Raw genomic sequence first — 26925 nt, 5'->3', positions numbered from 1 at the left:
CGGCTCCGGTGGGGGGTCGGGGGGCGGCGGCTCGGGCTCGGGTGGCGGATCAGGAGGGGGCGGGTCGGGTTCGGGCGCGACCTCAGGCGGCGCAGGCGCGGGGGTGTCGATCAGGGCCGTTTGCAAAACCGGCGCGGTGGAAGCCTCGACCGGGCGGGCGCTTGCCCCCAGCACACCGTTTTGAACCGCCCACAAGGCCCCGCCATGGACGCTCGCGACCAGCCCCAAGGCCAGCGCCCGCCCGCCGTGCCGACCCCGTGCCCGCCAGCGCCCTGTCCGCGCCCCGGTCATGGGGTCTCCCCGCAGACCTGGGGAGCGCATGGGTTCCATTCGCGGCGCACGGGAACGCACACCGTGCGATCCTCCAGCGCCAGGAACCGGCTGCGCACCCCATAGGTCGCATGCAGATAGGCGGCCGTCACCACCTCATCGGGCGGGCCGACGTGCAACGAGCCGTCGCGCCCCAGGGCGGCCACGCGGGTGGCGTGGGCCAGGGCGTGGTTGGGGTCGTGGGTGGTCAGGATGATGCCCTTGCCCTCGCGCCGGGCCAGGGCTCCTACCCGATCGAGCACCGCCACCTGATTGCCGAAATCCAGGTTGGCGGTGGGTTCGTCCATGATCAGCAGGGCCGGGGCCTGGGCCAGGGCGCGGGCGATCAGTACCAGTTGCCGCTCGCCGCCGCTGATCTGGGTGTAGGGCCGCCCGGCCAGCGCCGACAGCCCCAGCGAGCCCAAAGCGCTTTCCGCCACCCGGATATCGGACTCCGAAGGGGTGGAGAACGGCCCCAGATGGGCGGCCCGGCCCAGCATGACCACGTCGAGCACCCGGAAGGGAAAGGGCGGCGTGTGGGCCTGGGGCACGTAGCCGACCTGAGCGGCGAAGCGTCGGGCTGGCCAGCGGGCCACGTCGTCCCCCCCCAGGCGGACCTGCCCGGCCAGGGGAGCCAGCAGGCGCAGCAAGGTGCGAAACAAGGTGGTCTTGCCCACCCCGTTGGGCCCCAGGAGCATCAGGACCTCGCCCGCCTCGACCTGGAAGCTCAGGTTCGAGAGCACCGCCCGCGCGCCATAGCCGCAGGCCAGCCCCTCGACCTCCAGAAGGGGGGCGGCTCTCACACCCACCCCCGGCGTGCCCGCACCAGCAGCATGATAAAGAACGGCGCCCCGATCAGCGAGGTGAGGATCCCGAGCGGGATCTCGCCCACCGTCATCACCCGCGCGAGATCATCGACCGCCAGCAAGAACACGCCCCCCAGCAGGGCCGAGGCCGGGAGCAGCACCCGGAAATCGGGCCCCACCAGCCCGCGCGCCATGTGGGGCACGATCAGCCCGACGAGGCCGATCACCCCCGAAAGCGCCACCGCGCACGCCGTCATCAAGGTGGCGGCGGCGATCACCGCCAGGCGGGTCATGGTCACGTTGACCCCCAGGGCCCGGGCCTCGTCATCGCCAAAGCACAACAGGTTCAGGCGCCAGCGCACCAGGGTAAGCAAGCACAGGCCCACGGCCATGGGCCCCAGCGCGCGGACCAGATCGGCCCCTTGCACGGAAGCGAGGCTGCCCATCAGCCAGAAGGTAATGACCGGCAACGTGTTGTTGGGATCGGCCATGACCTTGACCAGCGAGATCCCGGCCATGAACACGTTGCCCACGATCAGCCCCGACAACACCAGGATCAACACGCCGTCACCACTTCGGGACCGTCCCATGCCCAGGGCATAGGTAATGCCCACGGCGGTCAGGCCGGCGAGGAAGGCCATGCCCTGCAACGCGAGCCCCCCCCATCCCAGAAGAAGGGCGAGCGCGGCCCCGAACCCGGCCCCCGAGGCCACGCCCAGGATGTCGGGCGCGACCATGGGATTGCGCAGCACGCCCTGGAACGCCGCCCCCGAGGTGGCCAGCGCGGCCCCCACCACCAGGGCGCCCAGGATGCGCGGCAGGCGGATGTGCAGCATCACCGTTTCCACCTGCGGCGGCCAGAACGGATCCAAGGGCACCGCCTGCGAGACCAGAACCCCCAGGGCGGCCAGCGGGGAAACCGGATACTGGCCCACGGTGAAGGACAGCACGAACAGCGCGGCCAGAACCGCCCCCAGTCCCAGCAGGCCCCAGCGGGCGCGCCGTTCCCAGGGCCGGGGGGAGGCCCCGGCACCGGAGCGAACGCGCGGCCCCAGGACACGCACGGCCGCGTTCAGCATGGAAGACACCCGACAGGCATCCCGCCCCCCAGGGGGCAAGGCAGCGGCGGCAGGGCGGAGGAAGAAGAAATCATGAGCGGCTCTCCCGGCGGACTCCTCGCGCACGGCGCGGGAAACCAACGATGATGGACCGGCTCATGCCGTAAACGACACGCTGAATCGGGCCATTGATTTTCGCGCGCTCCGTGCTTTCGCACAAAACACCGATGTCGAAAACAAGGCACACGATCCGCTTGCGTTCCCAAGAGTAGGGAGGGAAAACGGGGCCTGTCAACGTCGTTATGAACCTCGGCACCATAACGACGGCTTGAGAAACCATCGCGCGCTTCAATGCCACTTAGGCATCTTCAACGCGCTGCCCGGCCCGGGCCTTGCAACCCTCCCCCCTGGCCCAGACCCCAAACGGGCCAGGATCAAGGAAGCGACGACATGGATATACACTACACGGTTGATATAGACGTCGAGGACATCACGGCGGACTTCACCCATTGCTTCACGGGGGAATGTCGGGTTGGCGTGCTGCCGATCCTGTTCAAGATCAGCCACGTCATCACCGATGCCGAGGACCTGGCCGCCTCGCTTGCCCTGATTTTGCAGGTCATGCAGACCCAGCTTAAAATGAACCGGGGGATTGTCACCCTGGTGGATCGCACCTCGGAAACCATTTTCATCCACGAAAGTTTCGGCCTGAGCGAGGAGGACAAGGCGCACGGCTTCTATTCGCCCGGCCAGGGCCTGACCGGCAAGGTGGTGGAAAGCGGCAAGGCCATCATCGTGCCTCACATGCGCGGGCGTCCCGGCCTGGGGGTGGGCCCCCGGGTGCAAACCGAAACCGGGGACGGCAGCCACCTCAATCCCTCCTTGATCTGCGTGCCGATCGTGCACCAGAAAAAGGTGCTGGGCACCATCAGCGCCGAACGGGTTTACATCAACCGGCGCCTGCTCAAGCAAGACGTGGAGGTGCTGGCGACCATCGCCTCGATGATCGCGCCGGCGGTCGAGCTGTACTTGCTGGAAAACGTCGACAAGGTGCGGCTGGAAAACGAAAACCGGCGCCTGCAAAGCGCCCTCAAGGAGCGATTCAAGCCCTCCAACATCATCGGCACCTCGAAACCGATGCGCGAGGTCTACGATCTGATCCACAAGGTGGCGGGCACCAAGGCCACGGTGCTGATTTTGGGTGAAAGCGGGGTCGGCAAGGAACTGGTGGCCAACGCCATTCACTACAACGGCCAGAGCGCCGACGGCCCCTTCATCAAGTTCAACTGCGCGGCACTCCCCGAAAGCCTGATCGAAAGCGAGCTGTTCGGCCACGAAAAGGGATCGTTCACCGGCGCCACCGCCATGCGCAAGGGGCGCTTCGAGCTGGCCGATGGCGGCACCTTGTTCCTCGACGAAGTGGGCGAACTGAGCCCCTCCATGCAGTCCAAGCTGCTGCGGGTGCTTCAGGAAAAAACCTTTGAACGGGTGGGCGGCACCCGCCCGGTCCGGGTGGACCTGCGCATCATCGCCGCCACCAACCGCGACCTGCTCCAGATGGTTGAGGACGGCACCTTCCGCGACGACCTGTATTACCGCCTGAACGTGTTTCCCATCACCATACCCCCGCTGCGCGAGCGCGGTAGCGACATTATCTTGCTGGCCGATCACTTCGTGACCCGCTACGCCGATGAAACCGGGCGCGAGATCAAGCGCATTTCGACCCCGGCCCTCAACATGCTCATGGCCTACCACTGGCCGGGCAACGTGCGCGAACTGGAAAACGTGGTGGAACGCTCGGTGATCTTGTCGGAAGACGGGGTCATTCACGGCTACAACCTGCCGCCCTCGCTGCAAACCCCCGAGGAAACCGGGACGACGTTCGGGTATACCCTGGAAGCCAAACTTGATGCGGTGGAATACGAAATGATTGTCGAGGCCCTCAAGACCCACAACGGGAACATGACGGAAGCCGCCCAGCAACTGGGCCTGACCCGGCGCATTTTGGGCCTGCGCATGGAAAAACACGGCATTTCGTACAAGAGCTTCCGAAAATCGGCCCAGGGGCGAACCCGTGAAAAAGTCATGGATGGATAGAACAAGGGGGGCAAAACGCCCCCCTTTTTTCCCTGGCTCGTTTCTTGGGAATTTTCCCCGGACTGACGAAACAAAAGCCCCCTACTCCTCGGGCGCGCGCTGGATCAGTTCGATCCGGTGCCCGTCCGGATCCTCGATGAAGGCCACGATGCTTTCCCCGTGGCGCTGGGCGCGCGGCGGGCGGGGCATGGGCACCTTGGCGGCGGCCAGGCGCTCGCACAAGGCGGTGATGCCCGTGACTTCGAGGGCGATGTGACCGAAGGAATCGCCCAACTCGTAGGGGGTTTCGCGCGTCCAGTTCTGCACGAACTCCACGCTCATTGCGCAATGGGGACCGAAGCCCAGGTAGGCCTGGGAGAACTGGTTGCGCCGGTGCTCGCGCCGCTCCAGCACCTGCATGCCCAGGTGATGGGTGTAAAAGGCAATCGTGCGGTCGAGATCGGCGACCCGCAGCATGCAATGCACCAGCCGGAACGTTGACCCGTCCACCGGCGCCGCCGTGGCCGCCAGGGCCCGCGCCCGCCCCGAGAACACGGCGACCAGGGCCTCGTCGATCGCCTGGCCGGCCAGCATGTCGGTGGCCTCGATCCCGGCCCGGGCCAGTTTTTCTTGTGGATTGGGCCCGATGCGCGCGACCAGGAGCATGGGACAGTCCCCCAGCATGCGACACACGGTATCGCGGGCGTCCTCGCCTTCCCGGGCATGATCGGCAATCACGCGCTGCTCGACGGGCGTGGCGCCCTCGGCCGTGACATCGAAAACCCAAAAGGCCTCGGCATGGCCGAAATGCTGATCGATGCGCTGGCCGTCCTTGCTCGCCACGGCGATGCGCAAGGAGGAGGGAGCTTCGGACACCGAGGGATCGCTGGAAACGGGGGCCTCATCAAGCATGGCAACTCTCCGGAATGAACAACACGCCGGACAACGCAACCCGCGTGCCACCCCCGGGTGGACGCTTCCCCGGGCCCCCGGCGCGCCGGCTTGCACCGATTGGTACGCTTGAGGGATCAATCGTACCAACGGGAACGGACGAGGCCGGCTTTTCGCGTCTTGCGCGCCGTGAACGGCCAGGAGGGGCGGTTTTCCGGGTTTTTTCCGAGTTGGCACGGCGTGTGCTTTTGCTCTGGCGCTCCCCGCGATCAAGCGAGAGTGGCCCGTTGCCTGGTGTTCCGGCAACGCCCCGACAAAGGAGAGACCAGCCATGCCCATGGTTCTGCTGACATGCGACAAGGATATTCCAGAGCGTGAGAAGCACGTTTACCTGAAGGTGGAAGGCGAGGATTCCCGCGATTTCCTGCCCATTTCCAACGCGCCCACCATTCCCGGCACGCTTTCCGAACGCGGCTGTTCGTTTTGTGGCGCCAAGCTCGTGATCGGTGGTGTTCTCAAGGACACCATTCAGATGATCCACGGCCCGATCGGCTGCGCCTATGACACGTGGCACACCAAGCGCTACCCCAGCGACAACGGCCACTTTCAGCTGAAGTACGTGTGGTCGACCGACATGAAGGAAAGCCACATCGTTTTCGGCGGCGAAAAGCGGCTGGAAAAGGCGATGCACGAAGCCTTCGACGAAATGCCGCACATCAAGCGCATGTTCGTTTACACCACCTGCCCGACCGCCCTGATCGGCGACGACGTCAAGGCGGTGGCGAAGAAGGTGATGGAAGCCCGCCCCGACGTGGATATCTTCACCTGCGAATGCCCGGGTTTCGCCGGCGTGTCCCAGTCCAAGGGCCACCACGTGCTGAACATCGGCTGGGTGAACGAAAAAGTCGGCAACGTCGAGCCCGAGATCACCTCGAAGTACACGATCAACTTCATCGGTGACTACAACATCCAGGGTGATACCGAGGTCCTGCAACGCTACTGGGACCGCCTGGGCATTCAGGTGATCGCCCACTTCACCGGCAACGCCAACTATGACGACCTGCGCGGCATGCACCGGGCCCAACTGAACGTCGTCAACTGCGCGCGTTCCGCCGGCTACATCGCGAACGAACTGAAGAAGCGCTACGGCATTCCCCGGCTGGACATCGACACCTGGGGCTTCAACTACATGGCCGAAGGCATCCGCAAGGTTTGTGCCTTCTTCGGGATCGAGGAAAAGGGCGAAGCCCTGATCGCCGAGGAATACGCCAAATGGAAGCCGCAGCTTGATTGGTACAAGGAAAGACTAACCGGCACGAAGATGGCGATATGGACAGGGGGGCCGCGTTTGTGGCACTGGACCAAGTCGGTCGAGGACGACCTGGGTGTGCAGGTGGTGGCCATGTCGTCCAAGTTCGGCCACCAGGAAGACTTTGAGAAGGTGATCGCGCGCGGCTCCACGGGCACCTACTACATCGACGACGGCAACGAGCTTGAGTTCTTCGAGATCATCGACCTTGTGAAGCCGGACATCATCTACACCGGCCCGCGGGTCGGCGAGCTGATCAAGAAAATGCACATTCCGTACATCAACGGCCACGCCTACCACAACGGGCCCTACATGGGCTTCGAGGGCTTCGTCAACATGGCCCGCGATATGTACAACGCCAAGTCAAATCCCCTTCTCAAGCTGGCCGCGACCGACATCCGGGGCGGCGCGCGTACCGTCATCCGGGAGGCCGCGGAATGAACACCGAAAAGCTCGATCAGCTGTTCACCTACGTTCAAGAACGGTGCTTGTGGCAGTTCTTTTCCCGCTCCTGGGACCGCCAGGAGAACATCGACGGCGTGTTGAACACCGCGACCGACATGTTGACCGGCAAGGAACTGAACCTGGAAACCCCCATGGACCGGCTGTTCTACGCCGACGCCAAGATCCTGGTGGCCGACATCCGTCAGCGCTTCCCGTGGATCGAGGACACGGGCGCGGCCCAGATCCGTGACCTGATGCAAGGGCTCAAGGAACGGCTGGTGGACTACACCATCACCCGTTCGCTGAACGGCGAACTTCATCACTCCTTGTACTAAGCCCGACTCGCGGCCACGACGAAAAGGAACCTTCCCATGGGTTGCGTCATTACCTCCAAGGAACGGGCGGGCGTCATCAATCCGATGTACGACTGCCAGCCGGCCGGTGCCCAGTTCGCCGGGATCGGGATCAAGGATTGCATTCCGCTGGTCCATGGCGGCCAGGGCTGTTCGATGTTCGTCCGCCTGCTGTTCGCGCAGCACTTCAAGGAGAACTTCGACATCGCCTCGACCTCGCTGCACGAGGACTCGGCCGTGTTCGGCGGCCATCAGCGCATCCAAGACGGCGTGCTGACCCTGGCGCGTCGATACCCCGACCTGCGGGTGATCCCGCTCATTACCACCTGCTCGACCGAGGTCATCGGCGACGACATCGAGGGCAACCTGACCAAGTGCAACCAGTTGCTGCGCGAGGAGTTCCCCGACCGCAAGATCCATCTGGTGCCCGTGCACACCCCCAGCTTCAAGGCCAGCCAGGTCGGCGGCTACGCCGAGTGCCTGACGGCGGTGGTCAAGACCATGGTCACCCACAAGGTGGCGCCGACCGGCAAGCTGAACCTGTTCCCCGGCTGGGTGAACCCGGGCGACGTGACGCTGCTCAAGCGCTACATGCGGGAAATGGACGTGGACGCCACGGTGTTCATGGATACCGAACCGTTCGACTCCCCCATGCTGCCGGGCAAGGAGATCCTGACCCACGGCGCCACCACGGTCGAGGACATCGTGCACGCCTCGGGTGCCCTCGGATCGGTGGCCCTGGCCCGCTATGAAAGCGCCCCGGCGGCCAAGTACCTGAACGACGAGTTCGAGGTGCCGGCGCACGTGGTGCCGACCCCGTATGGCATCGCCAACACCGACGCGATGTTGCAAAAAATCAGCGAAATCACCGGCAAGCCCATTCCGGACTCGCTGGTCCACGAACGCGGCCTGGCCATCGATGCCTTGCAGGACTTGGCCCACATGTTCTTCGCCAACAAGAAGGTGGCGATCTACGGCCACCCCGACCTGGTGATTGGCCTGGCCGAGTTCTGCATGGAAGTGGAAATGGAGCCGGTGTTGCTGTTGTTCGGCGACGACAACAACAAGGTGAAGAAGGATCCGCGCCTGCTGGCCATGAAGGAACGCGTCAGCTGGGACATGGAGGTGGTGTGCAACGCCGACCTCTGGGAGCTGGAAAAGCGGGCGTCCAACCCCGATTACCCGATCGACCTGATCATGGGGCACTCGAAGGGGCGCTACGTGGCCATCGACAACAACATTCCCATGGTGCGCGTGGGCTTCCCGACCTTCGACCGGGCCGGCCTCTACCGCCATCCCACCATGGGCTACCAGGGCGCCATGCTGCTGGGCGAAACCATTGCCAACACCTTCTTCGCCCACATGGAGTTCAACAAGGACCGCGAGTGGCTCCTGAACACCTGGTAAGCGCCTGAGCGATCCGGGTGCCCCCTGCTCCCGGATTCTCACCCCGGGGGGCCTGGAGTTTGCCCGGGAAAAGCGGACACCGCTTTTTCCGAAAAGACAAACTCGAACAAAGTGATACAGAGGCTGTCCGCTTCCCTCTGAAGCTGACGGACTCTGGGCCCCCCGGTTCCTTGTTTCCTTCGCGTTGGGGTCCTGGGTCATGGATCATGTGCAGGTTCTGGCGGCGGGCGTCCTGGGCGGGGCCACCCGCCGGCCCGAGTACCGACACCTGGAGCTGTATTCGAAGCCGGCGGCGTTGAGCTTCGCGCCTCCGGTCCTGGATGAGTCCCGGGCCTGGACCGCCAGGCTGGCGCCCGCGTGCCGGGCCTTTTTCGCGCTGGACGCCTTCCTGGGCGGCGCGGTGGACGGCATCAGCACCCGGGAGCGGTACAAGGCGCTGCCCCGCGCCACGCTGACCGACAAGATCCTGGCCCAGGTCTACCGGCTGCTGCGGGTGGTGCGGCTGGTCGCCCTGTCGGCCGAGGGGCGCCCCGAACGGCACAAGGGGCTGGTGATCCTCAAGGTTCCGGCGGGCAAGACCATCTTGGACCTGGCCCTCACCGAGGCCGGCCTGGACCTTGCCGTCGACATGGTGGCCTACGCCGTGGCCGCGCCGGCCCAGCCCTACCCCGACGCCTATGTCGAGGCCATGCTGATGGCCTGGTACGCGGACCTGACCGGGGAAATCCGCCGCTTTTCCGACGAAGACCGGACCTTGCACCAGTTCCGCCAGGTCATGCCCTTCAACCGGCACGGCCGCTTCGACTGCGACAACGCCCGTTTCCACATGGATCCGGAGCGGCTGATCCTCGACATCGGGCCGATGTACCGCGACGCGGCCCGCTATCCCATCGATTTTTATCTGCCGGTGGGGGACACGGTGCACATCGTGCCCGTGGAGGCCCTGGACGAAGGCGCCCTGCCCCGCGACGAGCTGAGCCGCTGGCGTCTGCGGAGCCTTGATCCGACCCGCCTGCCGGCCGCGTTCCAAGCCCGGTTCGGACGCGAGGAAGTCCTTCCCAATCAACCCATGACCTGATGACACCGCGCCCAAGGAGCCCTGCCATGGACACCCCGCACCTGCGCATCGCCGTGACCACCAACAGCCTGATCAAGCTCGATGCCAATTTCGTCACCGCCCGCCAGATGGTTTTTTACGACATCAACCGGGACGAGGCGGATTTCATCGACGTGATTCCGTTTAGCAAATCCGGCCGGCGCCCGCCCGGCGGCGGCATGGGCCGGCTGACCGGCACCTGCGTCATGGACGACATGGAAGACGACGACGGCACCGGCCACGATCCCCTGACCGAGCGCATCGACTCCTTGAAGGGGTGTTCCATTTTGTTCACCCTGGGCATGAGCGACCTGGCCGCCGTGCGCATTCACGAAAACCAGATCTTCCCGGTCAAGAGCGAACGGGTGCGCGACATCGACGAGGTGGTGACCTCGGTCCAGCGCCTCATGGGGTCGGGCGCGCCGTTGTGGCTGCGCCGGGTCATGCGCGCCCCCGACGGCAACCGCCTGCCGCTTGACGATCAGGAGCTGTAAGGCCGCCCCTTTCCCTCATCACGCCTTGAGTGCCAGGAATGATCCCGTCCGGGGCCAGGAGGTTGTCAGGAAAAGCGGTGCCCGCCTTTTCCTGACAACCTCTAGAAATAACGCACGAACGCCTCCGGATCGACAGAGGGCGCGGGAGGCAGGGGGCCCGCCGCCGTCCCCACATACAAAAAGCCCACGATCTGGTCGCCGGGTCCAAGCCCCAGGCCTTCGTGCACCGCGCGGTCGAACATCAGCCAGCCGGAACGCCACACGCTGCTGAACCCCTGGGCCTGGGCGGCCAGTTGCAATGCCATGACCGAACACCCGGCGCTCATCTGCTGTTCCAGGACGCTCACGGTGTCGTCGGGCCTTGGCCGGGCGGCCACGATGACGAGCATGGGCGCGCGATGGGGCATGCGCCGGGCGCGCTCGACCGTGGCATCGTCCTTGCCCGCGCCCCGCGCGGCCGTGGCGAACAAGGCACCCAGGCGGTCCAGGCCCTCCCCGCTCACGACGATGAATTCAACCGGGCGCAGCCGCTTGTGGTCGGGCACCCGCAGGGCGGCCCGCAGCATGAGGGCCAGGGCCTCTCCGCCCGGTGCCGGCGCGACCAGACGGTGACAGGAGCGGCGCCCCAGTAAAAGCTCAAGCGCATTCAAGGCAAGGGTCCTTCGAACCAAAAGGCGGACACGCTTTTCGATGCTCCCCGCGAAACCCGCCCCCCTGTCACGGGGGGGCCGGCCACGCGGGCAGGGCCTCGATCCGGCCACCGTGGCGCAGGCGCTCGCGCAGGCCCATCAAGCCCTGATCGACCTGGGCCAGGGCGGCCAGGCAGGTTCGTTCGCGTTCCGAGGTTTCGATGACCGCCGCCACCGCGCCTTGCTGGATGACCAGCCGGCGCCCGCCCAGCAGGGCCAGAAGCGGGTCGTGGGTGGAGATCAAAACAATCTTGTCGCGGGCCACCAGCAGGTCCAGGGCCTTCTGGCGATCGATGCCGGCGTTTTCGATCTCGTCGATCAGCACCACCGGCGACGCGGACAGCAAAGCGGTATCGGCGATCATCAGGGCCCGGCTCTGGCCCCCGCTCAGTTGGGTCAGCGCCGTTTCGGGGGTGAAGGGCTCGCCGGCCAGGGCGTTCGCGCAGGCGATCACCTCGCGCACCCGGGCCTCGACATCGGGCACCATCCGGCACTCGGCGTGCATGGTGATGAAGGCGCCGACGCCGAGATCGACCACGAAGCTCATGGTCTGGGAAACCTGGGCGATCAGGGTGCGCGGCGAGGCAAAGCGCAAGGCCGGATCGGGGGGTGCCCCGTTGACCAGCACGTGCCGGCCCGAGGGCGTATCCCCCTGGGCCAGGCATTCGATATCGGCAAGCAGGCGGCTTTTGCCCGCGCCGGTGGGGCCGACCAGACACACCACGTCGCCGGGGCGCAAGATCAGGTCCAGGGTTTCGGGCCGTCCCGCCTTGTCGCGACCGCCGCGCACGCACAGCGCATGAATGACCGGGGCCGGCGCGTTCTGCCACTGGGTCACCTGGCGCAGCAGGGCCCCGACATGGGCCGTGACCTGGGCGCGTTCCATGCCCATGTCGAACAGCCGCGCGTCCTCGACCGCCGCCAGCCAGCCCGCGAACGGCTGCTCCGGGTCGTCGTCCCATGCCCCGAGCCCGGCCAGGAAGCCGGCCAGCGACGGATGGCGTCCGGCGATCTCGGCCACGCCCAGGTCCAGCACGCGGTCGATCATGCGCTTTCTCCCGCCGGGGTCTCGAAGCTCATCTTGCGCACCGCGCCCCGCTGGTGCTCGCGGCCCACGGTCGTTTCGCCCACGCAGTACGGGCACACGGCCGAGGGCATGGAAAAGCGCAGGCGCCGCCCTTCCAGGCTATCCTGGGGCTGGGCCAGGCGGGCGTGAAAGGCCAGGTCCCCGGCGCCCTGGCCGGTGATGCCATTGAAGAACAAAACAGCGGCGCGCGGGTTGGCGAGGCGGACGTTGTAGGCGAATACCTCGCGCTCGGCCTGGGAAACGATGTCGCCCTTGGTGATCACCACCACGTCGGCCAGGCGCAGCATGGGGCCGATCTTGCGCGGGGTATGAACCCCCGACAGGGCATCGACCACGCACACCCCCAGCACCCCGTGCAGATGGGGGGAGCAGCGGTTGCACAGGCCGGCGCTTTCGGCGATCAGAAAATCGAACCCCTGCCCCTTCCCCCAGGCCAGGCCATCGTCGATGTTGCTGACAAAGAAGTGATCGGGGCACAGCGAGCCCGACAGGCCGGCCACCACCGGCAGGCCGGCGGCCCGGTACACCGTATCGTCGTCGGTGGCCAGGGCATCGAACTTCAGCACCCCGACCCGGGGCCCTCCCTGCCCGAGCACGGCGGCGGTGCGCACGATGACCGAGGTCTTGCCCACCGAGGGCGGGCCGGCAACGATGATCAGGCGCATGGGCGCGGCCCTCCCTGCCCGGCGGCGGCTTCGTGAAACAAGGCGCAGGCGGCCCGCAGATCGCGCGCGCTCGCCGGATGACGCACGGCCTCCCACCCCGGCCAGCGCAGGCGGGCCCCGGCCGGCAACCGGGGCGCCCGGCCCGGGCACAGGGCCGGATACAGGTTCTCGTCCAGGATCCGGGCCAGGGCCGGACCATGAAAATGATCCGTCAGCGCCGCCACCCGCCGGGCATGGGCGCGCTGGCGGGTCAGCCACAAGGGATAGGCCAGCGCGCCGTCCTCGGGCCAGACGATCGAGGTGGTGGCGGGACGCGGGCACAAGGAGGCCTGGGCCCAGGGCAACACATGGATGCCCCCGGGCGAGGCATCGGTGCCGGCGACGCGGGGCATCTGGGTGGAATGAAGCAAGGTGGGCACGTTGCGCACCAGGCGGGCCACCCCCTCCCGGCCATGATCCAGGGCAAAGCACAACAAAAGAAAGGTGTTGAAGGCCCGCCATTTTCGGGTGCCCTCGGGGCGCCAGCCGCTGAACACCACCTGGCCTTGGTAACAGGGCTCCATCAGATCGGCCCAGCGCCGGGGCACCGGGCGCGGGCCCAGGCGGGCGTGATCGATGAGCAGCACGTAGGGGGCCAGGGCATAGACCCCGATCCAGCCCTTGGGATCGATCAGCCCGGCTTCGACGAAGGGAGCGGCCACGCCCTCGGGCTGGGCGCCCTCGAAGGCGCCGGTCTCGACATGACGGGCATGGAAGCGCCGGTTGAAGGTGTTGGCCCCGGCGCTGGAAACCAGCAGGCGCGGATAGGCGTCGAGGTCGCGGATCCAGGCCAGGCGCTCGAAGGGCCCGCGCCCGCCCTGGCCCAGGGGCAAGGAGACGCGCAAGGGCGGATCCCCGGCCAGGGCGCGGGCCCGCAACAGGTCCTCGACGCCGGCCCGCACCCGATGACGCAAGGGCACGGGGACCTGGCCCAGGACATCCCAGCCGCGCGCCCCCTTGGCGTCCCCCGACAGCACGGGGGACGGCGTGGCAAGATCGCCTGTTCGCACCGGATCCATCAGCATCATGATCGATCTCCCCGGCCGCACCGCGCAAGGCAGCATTCGACGACATGGCCCAGCACGTCGGCCTGATCCAGGCCCCAGGCGCGCGCCGCGAGGCAGATGGCGCCGCTGCGGCCGATGTGGCAGCACACGTTGAATTCCAGGAAAGCGCGCCGGCCGGTGGCCGGATCCCAGCGGTAATCCAGCCGGGTGTAGTCCATCGGCCCCGTGACCTGCCACAACGCCGCGACATCGCCGGCCAGAGCCGTGTCGCGGGCGTCGTCGGGCGAGGCCAGGGCATAGCCCAGGGGATCGTCGCGCTTCAGATCCTCGGTGATGATGCCCCCGGTCTTGTCGGACCCCGGGCACACCACCCCCAGGACCAGCGGGTCGGTCCCGCCCAGCACCGGCACGGTGATGTCGATCCCGGGCACGTATTCCTCGACCAGCACGCTCATCCCCCGCCCGATCAACGCCGCCGCCGCCCGGGCCGCCCCGGCCCAGGTGTCTTGAATCGAGTCATCGGTGATGCCCTCCGACGCCGCGCCAAAGCGGTTCTTGACGAAGTACGGGCCAGGAAACGGGGGCGCGGTGGCCAGCTCGGCCTCGCTCGCGTAAGGCACGCCCAAGGTGGTGGGCAGGCCTTGCGCGCGAAGCGCCAGCTTGGCCAGCCATTTGTCCTCGGCAAGGGCGCGGATGTTGGCCGGCGCGCCCACCACCGGCACCCCCAGGTACCCGCACAGGGCCGGCACCACGACCTCGGGGTTGGGGCCGGGCATGCGGTTGTAAAGCGAGAACACCCCATCGACCCGGCTTGCCGCTTCCAGCACCGCCAGGGGATGGGTGGCGGTGGTCACGTCGTAGCCCAGGGCGACCAGCACGCTCCAAACCCGGTGGTAATACTTGGGATAGCCGCCATCGCCGGGGAAATCCTGGCTGAGGTGGGCCGGGGCCAGGGGGGCGTGCCGGGCCAGGAGCAGCAAGCGGGTTTCGGCCGGACGCCGGGGACGCAGCAAACGATCGGGAACGCGGGGGAAGACCATCCTGGACTCCTTGACGGCAGCAAAAGGACCACGACCGGGGGACGAAAACGAGGGAACCGGGGCGGGGCCCTGGTTGTCTCAGCAAAAGCCGCGCCAGCCCCTGTTTTCCACCGTAACGCCGCGCCACTCCCTTGAAAAATGTTCAAAGCCGTACACCCCATTCCGAGCAACGGACGGTTTTGTACGATTTAACCGGGTTTTTCCCCTTCCGCCGGCCGGGTCACCTTGCACCGCGACATCGGGCCGGCGTGGCCTGGACCTTGCTTTGGGAAAACCAGGAGTAAAGTCAGACCGAAGGGAAAACCGGCATGATGGGAACGAGAGCCCTCCAGCAGGACACGCAAGCCCCCCGGGCCGAAGGGCCGGCGCCCCGGGCCGGGGGCATGGTGTTGGTGGCACCGGGGAGCTTCGAACCCATTCAGGCCCCCTGGATCCGGCCCGGGGTGGTGGTTCACGATCCCCGCGAGGGGGTGGACGGCCTGCTGGCCCGCTTCGCCGACGATCTGAACGCGCGCGGCTTCCGGATCACGGGCTACGTGCACCGGCCGGAGCGGGACGGCACCGGGCCCGGCGAAGGCTGCGCCGAGCGGGTGGAAGTCCTGGACCTGCGCCGGCGCCAGACGCTGAGCCTGGAGCGCGACACCGCCGGCCGCGTGATGCGCGAGGCCCTGCGCGAGGATGCCGACCTGCTGATCATCAGCCGCTTTTCCGCCTGCCTCCAGGCCATGGACGCGCTGGGGGCCTCGGTGGGAGAGGAATCCTCGCACGGCATGCCCCTTCTGACTTCCATCGCCGGGCAGTGCATCCATAAATGGCACCGCTTTGCCCAGCAGGAAGGCAGCATGCTCACCCCCGATCCCCGGGCGCTGTGGAGATGGTGGGGCCCGGAACGTCTGTACCGCGACCTCGCCCTGGGCGTGGCCGAGGAACCGGTGCGTCAGATCGCGTGCGGTCCGCGCTGGATCATGGTCGAAGGCCCCCGGGGCGCCGGCCTCGCCTACCTGCCCCGCCACCCCCGTGGCCTGATGCCCCGCCTGCCCCAGCTGGGGCGCTGGAGCCTGCGCGCCCTGGCGGGGCTGGTGTCGTCGTGGGACCCCCTGGAAATGGCCCTGGGCGTCGCCGCCTTGAACGCCCACTACAACCATTACGACCTGGAAGGCGACAGCGGCAACGGAGCGCGGCTGTTTCGAAAACGCCCCGGCCGGGTGGTGGTGATCGGCGCCTTTCCCGGGGTCGATGGCCTGCTGCCCGGCTGCGCCATCATCGAAACCGACCCGCGCCCGGGGGAGTTCCCCCCGGTGGCCATGGATACCCTGGTGCCCGGATGCGGGGGGGTTCTGGTCAACGCGTCCGCCCTCATCAACCGCTCGCTGCCGCGCATTCTGCGCCTGGCCCAGGGGCGTCCGGTCGGCCTGATCGGGCCGGCCACGCCGTTGACCGACCGCCTGCACGCCTATGGGGTGGACGTGCTGGGGGGGATGGTGGTCACCAACCCCCAGGGGCTGGCCGCCGCCGTGCGCGCGGGCGCCCTGCCCCGCAGCTTTGGCCAGTACGGCCGCTTTATTCACCGGGTCAATCCCGACTCCACGCTGCTCCGCCACCGGGACCAGCCCACGCCCCTGCGCCCGGGTGTTTCCCGGCCGATCCTGAAATGCAGGGGATAGCCCTCCCCCCCCTCACGCGGGGAAGGCGCCGGCACGGGGCCGCATGACGGGAAATTGGCGTGGCGTCAAGGCTGGTTTTCGGGGCCGGCATTCGCTACATCAGCGCCCCGTTTCCCCTGCCCTCGCCCGGAGGATTTCCCGTGCGCCGTTCCCTTGCCCAGACCCTTGCCGACGAACTTGGCGTTCGCGAAAGCCAGGTCAGCGCCACCATCGAGCTGCTGGACGGCAACGCCACCGTCCCGTTTATCGCCCGATACCGCAAGGAGGCGACCGGCGGCCTGGATGACACCCAGCTTCGCACCCTGGACGAGCGCCTGCGCTATTTGCGCGAAATGGAGGAGCGGCGCGGCGTCATCCTGGCGTCGATCGACTCCCAGGGCAAGCTGAGCGAGGCGCTCAAGGCCCAGATCGAAGCCGCCGACAGCAAGGCGCGCCTGGAAGACCTGTACCTGCCCTATCGCCCCAAGCGCCGCACCAAGGCGATGATCGCGCGCGAACAGGGCCTGGAACCGCTGGCCGATGCCCTGCTCGCCGACCCCACCCGCGACCCCGAGGCCACCGCCCGGGGCTTCGTGGACGGCGACAAGGGGGTGGCCGATGCCCGGGCCGCCCTGGAAGGCGCGCGCCAGATCCTGATGGAACGCTTCGCCGAGGACGCCGAACTGGTGGGCGCGCTGCGCGAACGGCTGTGGACCCACGCCCGCCTCAAATCCCGGGTGGTCGAGGGCAAGCAGAAGGAAGGCGTCAAGTATTCCGACTATTTCGACTGGTCGGAGCCCCTGCACAAGATCCCCTCGCACCGCGCCCTGGCCCTGTTCAGGGGCCGCAAGGAAGAGGTGCTGACCCTGGCCTTTTCGGTGGACGAGGCCGACGGCGGCCCCGGGCGCGCCGCGTTTGAAAACGCGGTGATGCACCGCTTCGCCCTGACCGACCAGGGCCGCGCCGCCGATGCCTGGCTCGCCGAAACCGGGCGCTGGACGTGGCGGGTCAAGATGGCCCCGGCGATCGAGCTCGACCTGATGGGGCGCCTGTTCGACGGCGCCGAGGAAGAAGCGATCCGGGTGTTCGCCAAGAACCTGCGCGACCTGCTGCTGGCGGCCCCGGCCGGGCAGCGCGCCACCTTGGCCCTTGATCCCGGGTATCGCACCGGCATCAAGGTCGCGGCCCTCGACGCCACCGGCAAGGTGCTGGAAACCCAGACCCTCTACCCCCACGAACCCCAACGCCAGTGGGACCGCAGCCTCGCCGCCCTCGAAGGCCTGTGCCGGCGCCATGATCTGGAACTGATCGCCATTGGCAACGGCACCGCCAGCCGCGAAACCGACCGCCTCGCCGCCGATCTGATCCGCAAGGCCCCCGATCTCAAGCTCACCAAGGTGGTGGTATCGGAAGCGGGGGCCTCGGTGTATTCGGCGTCGGAATTCGCGGCCCGCGAGTTTCCCGACCTGGATGTCAGCCTGCGCGGCGCGGTGTCGATCGGCCAGCGTCTGCAAGACCCCCTGGCCGCCCTGGTCAAGATCGACCCCAAGAGCATTGGTGTCGGCCAGTATCAGCACGACGTGAGCCAAGCCAAGCTGGCCCGCGCCCTGGATGGCGTGGTGGAAGACGCGGTGAACGCGGTGGGGGTGGAGGTCAACACCGCCTCGGTGCCGCTGCTGGCCCGGGTTTCGGGCCTGTCCGAAAGCCTCGCGCGCAACATCGTGGCCTGGCGCGATGCCAACGGCCCCTTCCGCCGCCGGGCCCAGTTGCGCGACGTGCCTCGCCTGGGCCCCAAGGCGTTTGAACAGGCGGCGGGCTTCCTGCGCATCAACGATGGCGAGGACCCCCTGGACCGCTCGGGCGTGCACCCGGATGCCTACCCGGTGGTGCGCCGGATCCTGGCCGCCACAGGGTTGTCGATCTCCGAGTTGATCGGCAATACCGCCGTGTTGCGCGACCTCGACCCCGCGCGCTTCACCGACGACACCTTCGGCCTGCCCACGGTCCAGGACATCTTGAAGGAACTGGAAAAACCCGGCCGCGACCCGCGCCCCGCCTTCCAGCTCGCCACCTTCAAGGAGGGCGTGGAAAGCATGACCGACCTGAAGCCGGGCATGATCCTGGAAGGGGTGGTGTCGAACGTGGCCAACTTCGGCGCCTTCGTCGATGTTGGCGTTCACCAGGATGGCCTGGTGCATGTGTCGGCCCTTGCCGATCGCTTCGTCAAGGACCCGCGCGAGGTGGTCAAGCCCGGCGATGTGGTCAAGGTCAAGGTGATGGAGGTGGACCTGGAGCGTAAGCGCATCGGGTTGTCCATGCGCCTGTCCGACGAACCGGGCCAGGACCGCAAGGCGCAAGGCCCCGACCGCCGCCCGACCGAACCCCGCCGCCCGGCCGCTGCCAAGCCCCGCCCGCAGCAGGCTCCGGGGGCCGGCGAAACCGCCCTGGGCTCGGCCCTGGCCGGAGCCCTGGCCCGCGCCGGCAAGGGGCCCCGTCGTTCGGGTTAAGGAAACAAGGCTGGGGAGGCGCGGCCTCCGTTTCACCATAAAGCGGACAGAATTTAACGTGGGGTCTGGGGAGGCCGCGCCTCCCCAGCCTTATCTCTTTTCTCTTTCATACGACCGGCGGGCCATAGCGGTTGGGGCCCGGGGTGCCGGGGCGCACGGTCCACAGCAGCAGCACCACCGTCCCCACCAGCGGGATCAGGCCGATCAAAACCCACCAGCCCGATGTGTCGATGTCGTGCAAACGGCGGATGGTGACGGCCAGCCCGGGCAAAAACAGGGCAAGCGCGCTCAAGAGCCCGAACACCCCGCCCCCCAATCCCTCATCCAGAATCCCGGCCACCAGGGCAACCCCGATGGTAAACAGCACCCACCACCAATATTCCGACCGCCCGGCCCGCCCCTGATCGTGGGCATACTGGGAAAAACACGAGCGAAGAGCCTGTTCAAAGGTCATGGAGGCGTCGCCTTGCGCAAGGGGGACATCAAGGTCAGGCGGCCGGCGGAGGTTCCTGGCACACATCAACCCAGGTGGCTTCGGTCAGAGCAGCCAGACGCTCGGGCGCCAGACGCACGGCGGCATTGATCGCGCCGGCCGCCGGCAACACCTCGTCGAAGGCCCGCAACGACACGTCGCAATACACCGGCAACGGGGTGGCCAGACCAAACGGACACACGCCCCCCACCGGATGGCCGGTCAGGGCCAGGGCCTCGTCGGGGCTCAGCATCGAGGTCCGCCCGCCAAACACCGCCTTGGCCTTGCGGTTGTCGAGCCGGGCATCGCCCCGGGCCACCAGCAGCAGCACCCGATCGCCCACCCGCAACGACAAGGTCTTGGCGATGCGCGCCGGCTCGACCCCATGCGCCTTGGCCGCCAAGTCAACGGTGGCGGTGCTGGTTTCCAGTTCAAGAACGCTTACGTCGGGCGCCTTCTCGGCGAAAAAGGCGCGCACCGAGTCCAGACTCATCGCTTCCCCCTTTCCGGGATGTTCATCACACCAAGCGTTTGACACGCGCGGATACTGTACCCCCCGCCCCCGGCCCGGCGAAAGGGCCGCAAGCCCGGGACCGCGATCCCCCGCTTCCCTGTTTGCCGTTGAGAGCCCGGGACAATCAGGATATATTTTAGATATGGTGCAACTGGCTAGTTATGATCTGGGTTCATTGGAAGCCCCTTCCCTTGAAGCACCCGTCGCCACAATGCAACGGGTGCTGACCTTGATTCATGACAAGGCACCCTCGGACGAAATCGACCCTGAATTAGCCGAGATGGAACACCGAGCTACCGCCTTCGGCATTGCATTCGAAGCCTGGGCTATGGGGATGGTGGAACAGGCCCTGTCGGCGGCCCGGGGAGGAGTTCCCCTGAAATCCGAGACCCTGCTTGCGAAATGGGAGGAACAGCACCGCTACGGCCTGACATTCAAGGCATTGCTCCAAACTGCACGGCGTTTGAAAAGCCTGAGCAAGGAACCCGCCTTGCGCGCAAGCCTGAAGCGCTTCGTTGACATCCTGGAAAAATTAAACAGTGGACAGCGGCAGATCGAAACACGGGTCAGGGAAGGACTCGCTTTTCTTGATACCATTGACCCGCTCGACGCCCCCGAACGCAAATCTCTTCTTTTGTACTTGGCCGCTTTGAAACGTCGAAACCTCCATCCCGAACCAACCGGTTTTTTCATGATGGACGGGGTTTCCACCCCGGTGATCAAGGCCTGCCCTCCGCCAGCCCTGGCCGAGGATCCGGCGTTGCTACTGCGCCTTGAAGACGACATTCACGACGAAATCGAAGCTCTGGCCCCTGGGCTGGTTGGGTTGACAGTCATCCGGTGGAATGATGCCAACCACGCCGAATGAAATGATAACTCTTGCCAGAAAGTTATCACGGCTGGAGGGGGAGGCCTGCCGCCGCGCCGCCTTGCATCAAGCCTACTACGGCGCTTACCACTTGGCATGCCACGAATTTGGCCTCGATCCAGCCTATGAGTATGCCTCGGCAACTCACAAAATTGTGATTGATGCTGTTAAATCAGCCCCGCCGGGGTCGCCACGAATGAACAGGCTTAAACGATATTTAAAAAAACTCCGAACACTACGCGTATTAGCCGATTATAATCTTAAAGAGAATATTTCAAAATCGGATGTCATGCTCGCCGTTGAAATGGCAGAGCAAATCCTCCACTCACCTGGACAACGGAACGACCAGAACGCCGGCATGGATGTTTAATAAGCCCCCTTTCACGGGAAAGGCGGGTGACCATCCAGGCTCGAACAACAGACTTCAATCCGTTTCTGTCCCTTGAAGAACCAGCCACGTGCCTTTCTCAAGCCGTCCCACGCGCTCGGGAGACGCCGGGAGGGGGGAAGCGGAGCGTGACGGCAAGGCCGCCCAGGGGCGAACGGCCCAGGTCGAGGGTGCCGGCATGCAAGGCCACCAGATCGTGCACGATCGCCAGCCCCAGGCCGTGGCCGGGCACGGTGTCGTCCAGGCGCGCCCCCCGGGTCAGGGCGCGGGCGTGGTCGTGATCGGCCAGGCCGGGCCCGTCGTCCTCAACCACGAGAACCAAGTCCCCCGCCTCCCCGGCCCAGGCCGCCCGCACCCGCACGCGGGTGTTGGCCCATTTGCAGGCGTTATCCATCAGGTTGCCCAGGATCTCCATCAGGTCGTCGGGATCGCCGGCGAAGAAGGCGCTTTCGTCGCCCTCCACCGTCACGTCAAGATCGCGGCGGTGCAAGGCGGCCAGGGGGGCCTGCAGGCGCCGCGCGGCGTCCAGCACCGCCACCCGCACCCCGCGCGCGCTGCCCGATCCGGTTTCGGCGCGGGCGCGGGCCAGATAGCGTTCCACCAGCCGGGTCATGGTCCGGGTTTCGGCCTGCACGGTCGCGGCCGGCACCGTCGGCCCCTCGCCGGCCGCCGCCGTCAGGATGGCGAGGGGCGTCTTCAGGCCATGGGCCAGGGCGCCCACGTGGGCGCGCGCACGCGCGATCAGGTCGGCATCGTGATCCAGCACGGCATTCAGGGCCCGCGCCAGGGGCGCCAGTTCGCCCGGCTGATCGGGAGACAGGCGGGCCTCGGGACGGGCGCGCAAGGCGTCCAGATCAGCGCCCAGCCGGCGCACCGGGCGCAGGCCAAAGGCAACCTGCAGCGTCACCGCGCCCAGCAGCCCCAGCGCCAGCCCGCCCAGGCACAAGGCCACCAGGGTGCGCAGGTGGCGGCTGTCCTGCTCCACCGTCTCGCGCTCGGCGGCGATCATGACGTGCACGGGCTCGGCCAGATCGGGCAGCAGGATATCGCGTTCCACCACCTGCACCAGCCGCCCGCCGGGGCCGTTCTCCTGGTGCACGTGCAACGCGCCGGCCGGAACCGGGGTTTGCGCGTTCAGGGTTTCGTCCCACAGCGAGCGCGAGCGCAGCAGGGTTTCGCCGTGCGCCACCTGCCAGTACCAGCCGGAAAAGGGCCGCTCGAACAACGGGTTGGAGAGGTCCCGCGTCATCACCAGATGCCCGTCCCGGGTATCGGTGGCCGCGATCAGGCTTTCCAGGTCCACCACCAGGCGGTCTTGGAAGGTGCGCTCCAGGGTTTCGTCGATCGCCCAGCCCAGCAGGACGTGGGTCGTGCCCACCGCCGCCAGCAGCCACAAGGCGCCGCCGCCCAGCAGCCGCGCCCGCAAGGACCAGGTCCGGCGCGCCCCCCCCTTTTTCATTCGCCTTCCCCGGCTTCCAGGCGATACCCCAGGCCGCGCACGGTGTGGATCAGGGCCACGCCCAGCTTGCGGCGCAAGCGCCCGATCAGCACATCAATGACATTGGAATCCAGGTCGAAGTCGCGGTCGTACACGTGCTCGATGATTTCGGTGCGGCTGACCGGACGCCCGGCGTGGTGCAGCAGGTACGACAGGATGCGCCCCTCCTGCGCGGTCAGATCAAGGGGGCGGCCCTCGACCCAGGCGCGCCCGCTCAGGGTGTCGTAGCGCAGGGGCCCCACCGTCAGCTCGGGCCCGCCATGCCCGGCGGATCGGCGGATCAGGGCCTTGAGGCGGTAGACCACCTCTTCCATTTCAAAGGGCTTGGCCATGAAATCGTCGGCGCCGGCCTCGAACCCCGCCACCTTTTCCGACCAGCCGCCGCGCGCGGTGAGGATCAGCACCGGCATGCGCCGTCCGTCGGCCCGCCAGCGGCGCAACACCCCCACCCCGTCCAGGCGGGGCAGGCCCAGGTCCAGCACCACCGCGTCGTAGGGCTCGGTATCGCCCAGGAAGTGGGCCTCCTCGCCATCGGCGGCATGATCCACCACGAAGCCGGCCCGGGTCAGAACCCGGGAAAGCGACTCGGCCAGGGCCGGCTCGTCCTCCACCAGCAGCACCCGCACGCTTCAGTCCCTTTCCTTGTCGTGATCGCGGTTCCGCTTGCCCTGGCGCCGCTCCAGGAGCGTGCCACTCTTGGCGTCGAAAATCAGGCGGGTGAGCGTGCCGTCTGGCCCCAGCAGGCGCAGGCGATAGAGCAGGCGGCCGTGATGGTGATCCAGTTCCGCCTCCAGGAACCGCCCGGCGTCGCGCACGGCCGGGTCTTGCATGATCCGGGCAAGCGGCACCGCCTCGCCCTTCAGCACCGCCGCCCGCGCCCGGTCCTGATCGTGGTCGTCGTCGTCATCGTCGTCGTCATGATCGTCGTCGTGATCGTCCCAGCGCTCACGGTCGGCGTGAAGGCTTGTCGCGGAGGGGTCCCGCCATCCGTTCCCGGCGATTTCGCGCGCCTTGTCCGCGCTCCCGGCCCGGGCGGGAAGCGCGCTGGCAAGGGCGAGGAGCACCAGGACAAGGGCGGTTGTTTTCATGCGTCCCACGCGGGACCTCCCTGCTTCGAGGACAGGCCCTCCCTCGTTGATCGTAAGGACTTTCGGGAAAAGCGGGCCGGCTTTCTCCCCGGGCAACCCTAGAAATCCCTCCATGAACCAAGAATGAACGCCCCCCTCACGACGGGTTCATGGCGGGGAGGCCATGATCCGGCCATCGACGAACACCAGCAAGAAAGGATCTTCGTCATGATCGGTAAAATCTTCGCCCAGGGCCTGATCGCCACCGCCGGAATCGGCGCCGCCGCCTGGGTCTGGGCCGCCGCCGCCTCTCCGGCCGGCGCCGCCTCCCCCGACGACACCGGGTACGCGCCGCCGGCCGCTGTTTCGGCGCCCGCCCCGGTGGTTCCGGCTGCTCCGGTCCAGGCGGCCCCGGCCCAGGGCAATGGCTACCTGCAAGGCGTCCCCGGCGCGGGCGGGCGCCTGGATCGCGATGACCGCTCCGGCCGGCACCACGAAGCCCGCTCGCGCCACGGCCATGGGCGCGACGATGACGACGACGACGACGATTGGGGCAACCAGGGCGTCACGGCGTCCTCGTGGGTCGGGGGGAACGGCCGATGAGCGCGCTTTCCCTGATCTCCCGTCATCCGGTGGCGACCTGGCGTCTGTGGCACGCGGGGTTGGTCGGTTCGGGCCTCGTGGCCTACGTCACCGCCGACGAGGACACCTACGCCTTGCACCAGTTCTCGGGCTATCTGTTCGCCGTCCTGGCGGTGGGGCGGCTGATCGTGGCCGCCGCGCCCGGGATCCGGGGCCCCTGGCGCCTGCCCCAGCCCGGAGGCAAGGCGGCCGCGCCCGCCCGTCTCACCCGGGGCGCCATGTTCCAGCGCGTCCGCCCGCTCATGACCGCCGTCCTGATCGGGGTGCTGCTGGCGGCGGGCCTGAGCGGCGTTGGCGCCGACTGGATCCACCGCCTGGAAAAACTGCACGAAGCGGTGGGTGAAGCAACGCCCTGGGTTGTTCTGGCCCATGTCGCCGTCGTCGTGGCCCTGCTCGCCCGCCTGCCCCAGGGTTTGCGCCGGATGGCAACGCCCCAGCGCGCCCTGTCCGCCCTTGCGGCCGCCGGCCTCCTTGCCACGCTGATGGGCGCCGCCCCGCCGGCCCGGGCCGCCGACCCCCAGCAGGCGTTGCTGGGTGTGTTCACCGAGCGGGCCAAGGCCGCCACCCCGGGCTTTGCCGGGTTCGACCCCAAGCGGGGCGAGGCATTGTTCCTGTCGCGCAACACGGCCAACCCGGAACTGCCCTCGTGCGCGAGCTGCCACACCCAGGACCCGCGCGCCTCGGGCCGCCACGCCAAGACCGGCCGCGCGATCGACCCCATGGCGCCGTCCGTGAACCGCGAGCGTTTCACCGATCTGGCGCAGGTGGACAAGCGCCTGGGACGTGACTGCGAAACCGTGCTGGGTCGTGCCTGCACCCCCCTGGAGCAAGGCGACTTCGTGGCCTTCATGCTCAGCCGCTGATGGCTTGTTTCCCTCCTGATGCCTGCCCCCCGCCTCGCTTCGCCCTTTGACTGCCCGCGAGGGCGAAGCCCTTTTCCTTGCCCCTGCCCCTTCCAACCATGGAGACTTCCCATGCTTCGAGCCTGTCTTGGCGCCGCTTTCCTGGTCGCCGTTCATGCCGGATCGGCCTGGGCCGATCAGGACTGGGTGCCCCCCGTCACCGATCCGGCCACGCTCAAGGAATGTGGCGAGTGCCACATGGCGTTCCAGCCGGCGTTCCTGCCAGCCCGTTCCTGGGACAAGATGATGGACACCCTCGACGATCACTTCGGCGACAACGCCAGCTTGCCCGCCGACACCACGGCGGCCATTCGCGCCTACCTGACGGCCAACGCCGGCGATGTCCGCCCGCAGGGGCTGGCGCGCTCCTTCATGGCCTGGGTCGAACCCGGCGGCGCGCCCCAGCGTCTGACCGAAAACCCCGATTTCCGGCGCGAGCACCGAAAGATCACGGCCCAGAAGCTGCAACGCTCGGGCGCGCTCAGCATCGTCAACTGCCCGGCCTGCCACCAGGGCGCGGATCGCGGCTGGTACGACGACGATTAAGGGCTGAGCGGTGCCCTCAAACCCCGGCCGGGCGCTTCAGGGGCGGGGCCATGAACTCGGGGCCGATCGGGGTGGGCACGTGGCGGGCCAGAAGAGCGTCGATCGCCTGGCGGCTTTCGCCATCCAGATGCCAGCCGTCGATTTCGGCCAGGGCGTCCAGGTGCTCGGGACGACGCGCCCCCCACAGCGCCACGGTGGGCCCCTGGTCCAGCACCCAGCGCACGGCGAGGGCCAGCACGCTTTTGCCGAAGCGCTCGCGGGCCAGGGTCGCCAGCGCCTCGACCGCCGCCAGGTAGGCGGGGAACGTGTCGCCCTGGAACTTGGGATCGGACCGGCGCAGGTCGTCGCCCGAAAACGTCTGCCCCGGGCGCATGCGTCCCGACAGCAGGCCCCGGCACAAGGCGCCATAGCACAACAAGGTCAGGCCGGTTTCACGGGCATGGGGCAGCACGTCGGCCTCGATCCCCCGTTCGAACAGGTTGTAGGGCGGCTGGGCGGTATCGAGGGAGGCAACGGCGCGAAACGCCTCCATCTGGGCCACGCTGTAGTTGCTCACCCCGATCGCCCGAATCTTGCCTTCCCGACGCAGGTCCTCCAGGACGCGGGCGGTTTCGGCGATGTCGCTTTCCAGGTCCGGCCAATGGATCTGGTAGAGGTCGATATGATCGGTGCGCAAGCGACGCAACGAGTCCTCGATTTCGGCGCGCAGGCGCTGGGGGCGGCTGTCGCGGAACACGGCGCCGTCTTGCCAGTTCAGCCCCGCCTTGGTGGCGATCACCACCCGCTCGCGCATCCCCCCCTCGGCCAGGGCCTTGCCCACGATTTCCTCGGACCGGCCGAAGCCATACACCGGCGCGGTGTCGATCAGGCTCACGCCCTGGTCCACGGCCCGGCGCACGGTGGCGATCGCGGCGGCCTCGTCGGTGCCCCCCCACATCCAGCCGCCAATCGCCCAGGTTCCAAGACCGATCCGCGAGGCCTGGACCCCCGAGCGTCCAAGGGTGATCTGCTCCATTGGGAAACTCCTTGAGCATCTGGCGAAGAGACAACAGGCGAAAAAACCGCCCTCAAGGTGGGAACCCCGGGCGTCGGGATCAAGCGCGGCTGG

The 26925-nt window shown here is 67.5% G+C and carries 28 protein-coding genes; 13 read left to right on the top strand and 15 right to left on the bottom strand.

Annotation, left to right across the window (positions count from 1 at the left end):
- The 3 genes from ROR02_RS16530 to ROR02_RS00815 all read right to left on the bottom strand — a co-directional run.
- Nucleotides 1-291, bottom strand: a 291-nt coding sequence (locus ROR02_RS16530; protein WP_218032737.1) for a hypothetical protein, incomplete at its 3' end; no start/stop codon positions are given.
- Entirely contained in the window at nucleotides 288-1112 is an 825-nt protein-coding gene (locus ROR02_RS00820) for an ABC transporter ATP-binding protein (protein WP_147162099.1), read from the bottom strand. The genes ROR02_RS16530 and ROR02_RS00820, both read right to left, overlap by 4 nt.
- Complete coding sequence (locus ROR02_RS00815) at nucleotides 1109-2194, bottom strand: FecCD family ABC transporter permease (protein ID WP_147162106.1); 1086 nt, start codon at nucleotides 2192-2194, stop codon at nucleotides 1109-1111. Before ROR02_RS00815 ends, ROR02_RS00820 begins: the two co-directional genes overlap by 4 nt.
- A 429-nt stretch (nucleotides 2195-2623) precedes the next feature.
- On the opposite strand from ROR02_RS00815, the gene ROR02_RS00810 reads away from it, so the two are divergent.
- Complete coding sequence (locus ROR02_RS00810; protein WP_147162098.1) at nucleotides 2624-4270, top strand: sigma-54 interaction domain-containing protein; 1647 nt, start codon at nucleotides 2624-2626, stop codon at nucleotides 4268-4270.
- An 81-nt stretch (nucleotides 4271-4351) separates the two neighbouring features.
- Here the strand turns inward: ROR02_RS00810 and ROR02_RS00805 are convergent, their stop codons facing one another.
- Complete coding sequence (locus tag ROR02_RS00805; RefSeq protein WP_147162097.1) at nucleotides 4352-5161, bottom strand: VOC family protein; 810 nt, start codon at nucleotides 5159-5161, stop codon at nucleotides 4352-4354.
- A 310-nt stretch (nucleotides 5162-5471) separates the two neighbouring features.
- On the opposite strand from ROR02_RS00805, the gene vnfD reads away from it, so the two are divergent.
- The 5 genes from vnfD (at nucleotide 5472) to ROR02_RS00780 (ending at nucleotide 10243) form a co-directional block, all read left to right on the top strand.
- Nucleotides 5472-6890 carry a nitrogenase vanadium-iron protein, alpha chain gene (gene vnfD, locus ROR02_RS00800; protein ID WP_147162096.1) on the top strand — a complete coding sequence of 473 codons (1419 nt, stop codon included), beginning with the start codon at nucleotides 5472-5474 and terminating at the stop codon, nucleotides 6888-6890.
- Nucleotides 6887-7228: a V-containing nitrogenase subunit delta gene (gene vnfG / locus ROR02_RS00795; protein WP_147162095.1), complete on the top strand. Its 342-nt coding sequence runs from the start codon at nucleotides 6887-6889 to the stop codon at nucleotides 7226-7228. Before vnfD ends, vnfG begins: the two co-directional genes overlap by 4 nt.
- Before the next feature lie 36 nt (nucleotides 7229-7264).
- Complete coding sequence (vnfK, locus tag ROR02_RS00790) at nucleotides 7265-8653, top strand: V-containing nitrogenase subunit beta (protein WP_147162094.1); 1389 nt, start codon at nucleotides 7265-7267, stop codon at nucleotides 8651-8653.
- 199 nt (nucleotides 8654-8852) lie between these two features.
- A complete protein-coding gene (locus ROR02_RS00785) occupies nucleotides 8853-9731 on the top strand; it encodes a hypothetical protein (RefSeq protein WP_147162093.1) in 879 nt (292 codons plus the stop codon).
- 26 nt (nucleotides 9732-9757) lie between these two features.
- The gene (locus ROR02_RS00780; RefSeq protein ID WP_147162092.1) at nucleotides 9758-10243 is read left to right on the top strand and encodes a NifB/NifX family molybdenum-iron cluster-binding protein; all 486 of its coding nucleotides are present in this window, start codon (nucleotides 9758-9760) and stop codon (nucleotides 10241-10243) included.
- A gap of 101 nt (nucleotides 10244-10344) precedes the next feature.
- On the opposite strand, the gene ROR02_RS00775 is transcribed toward ROR02_RS00780, so the two are convergent.
- The 5 genes from ROR02_RS00775 to ROR02_RS00755 all read right to left on the bottom strand — a co-directional run bounded on the left by ROR02_RS00775 (nucleotide 10345) and on the right by ROR02_RS00755 (nucleotide 14770).
- Nucleotides 10345-10893, bottom strand: a complete 549-nt coding sequence (locus ROR02_RS00775; protein ID WP_147162091.1) for an NAD(P)H nitroreductase — start codon at nucleotides 10891-10893, stop codon at nucleotides 10345-10347.
- Between the two features lie 67 nt (nucleotides 10894-10960).
- The gene (locus tag ROR02_RS00770; protein WP_147162090.1) at nucleotides 10961-11980 is read right to left on the bottom strand and encodes an ATP-binding cassette domain-containing protein; all 1020 of its coding nucleotides are present in this window, start codon (nucleotides 11978-11980) and stop codon (nucleotides 10961-10963) included.
- Nucleotides 11977-12684 (bottom strand): GTP-binding protein, encoded by a 708-nt coding sequence (locus ROR02_RS00765; protein ID WP_147162089.1) that lies wholly within the window; start codon nucleotides 12682-12684, stop codon nucleotides 11977-11979. Before ROR02_RS00765 ends, ROR02_RS00770 begins: the two co-directional genes overlap by 4 nt.
- A complete protein-coding gene (locus ROR02_RS00760) occupies nucleotides 12675-13751 on the bottom strand; it encodes an ABC transporter substrate-binding protein (protein WP_147162088.1) in 1077 nt (358 codons plus the stop codon). Before ROR02_RS00760 ends, ROR02_RS00765 begins: the two co-directional genes overlap by 10 nt.
- On the bottom strand, nucleotides 13748-14770 hold the full coding sequence (locus ROR02_RS00755; protein ID WP_147162087.1) for a D-alanine--D-alanine ligase family protein: 1023 nt from the start codon (nucleotides 14768-14770) through the stop codon (nucleotides 13748-13750). The genes ROR02_RS00760 and ROR02_RS00755 overlap by 4 nt, the downstream gene beginning before the upstream one ends.
- Before the next feature lie 308 nt (nucleotides 14771-15078).
- Here ROR02_RS00755 and ROR02_RS00750 point away from each other — a divergent pair, with 308 nt between their 5' ends.
- Both ROR02_RS00750 and ROR02_RS00745 read left to right on the top strand, forming a co-directional pair.
- Entirely contained in the window at nucleotides 15079-16434 is a 1356-nt protein-coding gene (locus tag ROR02_RS00750) for a Rossmann-like domain-containing protein (protein ID WP_218032736.1), read from the top strand.
- A gap of 140 nt (nucleotides 16435-16574) precedes the next feature.
- Nucleotides 16575-18920, top strand: a complete 2346-nt coding sequence (locus ROR02_RS00745; RefSeq protein ID WP_147162104.1) for a Tex family protein — start codon at nucleotides 16575-16577, stop codon at nucleotides 18918-18920.
- A gap of 106 nt (nucleotides 18921-19026) precedes the next feature.
- On the opposite strand, the gene ROR02_RS00740 is transcribed toward ROR02_RS00745, so the two are convergent.
- Together ROR02_RS00740 and ROR02_RS00735 are read right to left on the bottom strand one after the other, a co-directional pair.
- Complete coding sequence (locus ROR02_RS00740) at nucleotides 19027-19374, bottom strand: DUF805 domain-containing protein (protein ID WP_147162086.1); 348 nt, start codon at nucleotides 19372-19374, stop codon at nucleotides 19027-19029.
- Nucleotides 19375-19408: 34 nt separating this feature from the next.
- Nucleotides 19409-19885, bottom strand: a complete 477-nt coding sequence (locus ROR02_RS00735) for a YbaK/EbsC family protein (protein ID WP_147162085.1) — start codon at nucleotides 19883-19885, stop codon at nucleotides 19409-19411.
- Between the two features lie 163 nt (nucleotides 19886-20048).
- On the opposite strand from ROR02_RS00735, the gene ROR02_RS00730 reads away from it, so the two are divergent.
- Both ROR02_RS00730 and ROR02_RS00725 read left to right on the top strand, forming a co-directional pair.
- The gene (locus ROR02_RS00730; protein WP_147162084.1) at nucleotides 20049-20774 is read left to right on the top strand and encodes a hypothetical protein; all 726 of its coding nucleotides are present in this window, start codon (nucleotides 20049-20051) and stop codon (nucleotides 20772-20774) included.
- Nucleotides 20752-21144, top strand: a complete 393-nt coding sequence (locus ROR02_RS00725; protein WP_147162083.1) for a hypothetical protein — start codon at nucleotides 20752-20754, stop codon at nucleotides 21142-21144. The genes ROR02_RS00730 and ROR02_RS00725 overlap by 23 nt, the downstream gene beginning before the upstream one ends.
- A gap of 97 nt (nucleotides 21145-21241) precedes the next feature.
- Here ROR02_RS00725 and ROR02_RS00720 read toward each other — a convergent pair whose 3' ends face one another.
- The 3 genes from ROR02_RS00720 to ROR02_RS00710 are packed head-to-tail and all read right to left on the bottom strand — an operon-like array spanning nucleotide 21242 to nucleotide 23757.
- On the bottom strand, nucleotides 21242-22621 hold the full coding sequence (locus ROR02_RS00720) for a sensor histidine kinase (RefSeq protein ID WP_147162082.1): 1380 nt from the start codon (nucleotides 22619-22621) through the stop codon (nucleotides 21242-21244).
- Complete coding sequence (locus tag ROR02_RS00715) at nucleotides 22618-23286, bottom strand: response regulator transcription factor (RefSeq protein WP_147162081.1); 669 nt, start codon at nucleotides 23284-23286, stop codon at nucleotides 22618-22620. Before ROR02_RS00715 ends, ROR02_RS00720 begins: the two co-directional genes overlap by 4 nt.
- A 3-nt stretch (nucleotides 23287-23289) precedes the next feature.
- Complete coding sequence (locus ROR02_RS00710; RefSeq protein WP_147162080.1) at nucleotides 23290-23757, bottom strand: PepSY domain-containing protein; 468 nt, start codon at nucleotides 23755-23757, stop codon at nucleotides 23290-23292.
- Between the two features lie 198 nt (nucleotides 23758-23955).
- Between ROR02_RS00710 and ROR02_RS00705 the strand changes: the two genes are divergently transcribed.
- The 3 genes from ROR02_RS00705 to ROR02_RS00695 all read left to right on the top strand — a co-directional run bounded on the left by ROR02_RS00705 (nucleotide 23956) and on the right by ROR02_RS00695 (nucleotide 25817).
- Entirely contained in the window at nucleotides 23956-24330 is a 375-nt protein-coding gene (locus ROR02_RS00705; RefSeq protein ID WP_147162079.1) for a hypothetical protein, read from the top strand.
- Nucleotides 24327-25232, top strand: coding sequence for a DUF1924 domain-containing protein (locus ROR02_RS00700; protein WP_147162078.1), 906 nt, complete (start codon nucleotides 24327-24329; stop codon nucleotides 25230-25232). Before ROR02_RS00705 ends, ROR02_RS00700 begins: the two co-directional genes overlap by 4 nt.
- A gap of 111 nt (nucleotides 25233-25343) precedes the next feature.
- Nucleotides 25344-25817: a cytochrome C gene (locus ROR02_RS00695; protein WP_147162077.1), complete on the top strand. Its 474-nt coding sequence runs from the start codon at nucleotides 25344-25346 to the stop codon at nucleotides 25815-25817.
- A 16-nt stretch (nucleotides 25818-25833) separates the two neighbouring features.
- On the opposite strand, the gene ROR02_RS00690 is transcribed toward ROR02_RS00695, so the two are convergent.
- Nucleotides 25834-26832 (bottom strand): aldo/keto reductase, encoded by a 999-nt coding sequence (locus ROR02_RS00690; RefSeq protein WP_147162076.1) that lies wholly within the window; start codon nucleotides 26830-26832, stop codon nucleotides 25834-25836.
- Nucleotides 26833-26925: the final 93 nt, after the last annotated feature.

The organism is Pararhodospirillum oryzae, assembly GCF_007992075.1.
GTDB lineage: Bacteria > Pseudomonadota > Alphaproteobacteria > Rhodospirillales > Rhodospirillaceae > Pararhodospirillum > Pararhodospirillum oryzae.
The sequence above is the reverse complement of the archived record's forward strand: the minus strand, read 5'-3'. Positions and strand labels throughout refer to the sequence as shown.

Excerpts from the sequence above, each read along its gene's own strand:
- ROR02_RS00730 (WP_147162084.1), top strand. The coding sequence starts at position 20,049 with ATGGTGCAACTGGCTAGTTATGATCTGGGTTCATTGGAAGCCCCTTCC.
- vnfD (WP_147162096.1), top strand. The coding sequence starts at position 5,472 with ATGCCCATGGTTCTGCTGACATGCGACAAGGATATTCCAGAGCGTGAG.
- ROR02_RS00815 (WP_147162106.1), bottom strand. The coding sequence starts at position 2,194 with ATGCTGAACGCGGCCGTGCGTGTCCTGGGGCCGCGCGTTCGCTCCGGT.
- ROR02_RS00720 (WP_147162082.1), bottom strand. The coding sequence starts at position 22,621 with ATGAAAAAGGGGGGGGCGCGCCGGACCTGGTCCTTGCGGGCGCGGCTG.
- ROR02_RS00750 (WP_218032736.1), top strand. The coding sequence starts at position 15,079 with ATGATGGGAACGAGAGCCCTCCAGCAGGACACGCAAGCCCCCCGGGCC.
- ROR02_RS00780 (WP_147162092.1), top strand. The coding sequence starts at position 9,758 with ATGGACACCCCGCACCTGCGCATCGCCGTGACCACCAACAGCCTGATC.
- ROR02_RS00700 (WP_147162078.1), top strand. The coding sequence starts at position 24,327 with ATGAGCGCGCTTTCCCTGATCTCCCGTCATCCGGTGGCGACCTGGCGT.
- ROR02_RS00770 (WP_147162090.1), bottom strand. The coding sequence starts at position 11,980 with ATGATCGACCGCGTGCTGGACCTGGGCGTGGCCGAGATCGCCGGACGC.
- vnfG (WP_147162095.1), top strand. The coding sequence starts at position 6,887 with ATGAACACCGAAAAGCTCGATCAGCTGTTCACCTACGTTCAAGAACGG.
- ROR02_RS00695 (WP_147162077.1), top strand. The coding sequence starts at position 25,344 with ATGCTTCGAGCCTGTCTTGGCGCCGCTTTCCTGGTCGCCGTTCATGCC.
- ROR02_RS00740 (WP_147162086.1), bottom strand. The coding sequence starts at position 19,374 with ATGACCTTTGAACAGGCTCTTCGCTCGTGTTTTTCCCAGTATGCCCAC.
- ROR02_RS00755 (WP_147162087.1), bottom strand. The coding sequence starts at position 14,770 with ATGGTCTTCCCCCGCGTTCCCGATCGTTTGCTGCGTCCCCGGCGTCCG.
- ROR02_RS00810 (WP_147162098.1), top strand. The coding sequence starts at position 2,624 with ATGGATATACACTACACGGTTGATATAGACGTCGAGGACATCACGGCG.
- ROR02_RS00785 (WP_147162093.1), top strand. The coding sequence starts at position 8,853 with ATGGATCATGTGCAGGTTCTGGCGGCGGGCGTCCTGGGCGGGGCCACC.
- vnfK (WP_147162094.1), top strand. The coding sequence starts at position 7,265 with ATGGGTTGCGTCATTACCTCCAAGGAACGGGCGGGCGTCATCAATCCG.
- ROR02_RS00805 (WP_147162097.1), bottom strand. The coding sequence starts at position 5,161 with ATGCTTGATGAGGCCCCCGTTTCCAGCGATCCCTCGGTGTCCGAAGCT.
- ROR02_RS00765 (WP_147162089.1), bottom strand. The coding sequence starts at position 12,684 with ATGCGCCTGATCATCGTTGCCGGCCCGCCCTCGGTGGGCAAGACCTCG.
- ROR02_RS00760 (WP_147162088.1), bottom strand. The coding sequence starts at position 13,751 with ATGATGCTGATGGATCCGGTGCGAACAGGCGATCTTGCCACGCCGTCC.
- ROR02_RS00735 (WP_147162085.1), bottom strand. The coding sequence starts at position 19,885 with ATGAGTCTGGACTCGGTGCGCGCCTTTTTCGCCGAGAAGGCGCCCGAC.
- ROR02_RS00725 (WP_147162083.1), top strand. The coding sequence starts at position 20,752 with ATGATGCCAACCACGCCGAATGAAATGATAACTCTTGCCAGAAAGTTA.
- ROR02_RS00705 (WP_147162079.1), top strand. The coding sequence starts at position 23,956 with ATGATCGGTAAAATCTTCGCCCAGGGCCTGATCGCCACCGCCGGAATC.
- ROR02_RS00690 (WP_147162076.1), bottom strand. The coding sequence starts at position 26,832 with ATGGAGCAGATCACCCTTGGACGCTCGGGGGTCCAGGCCTCGCGGATC.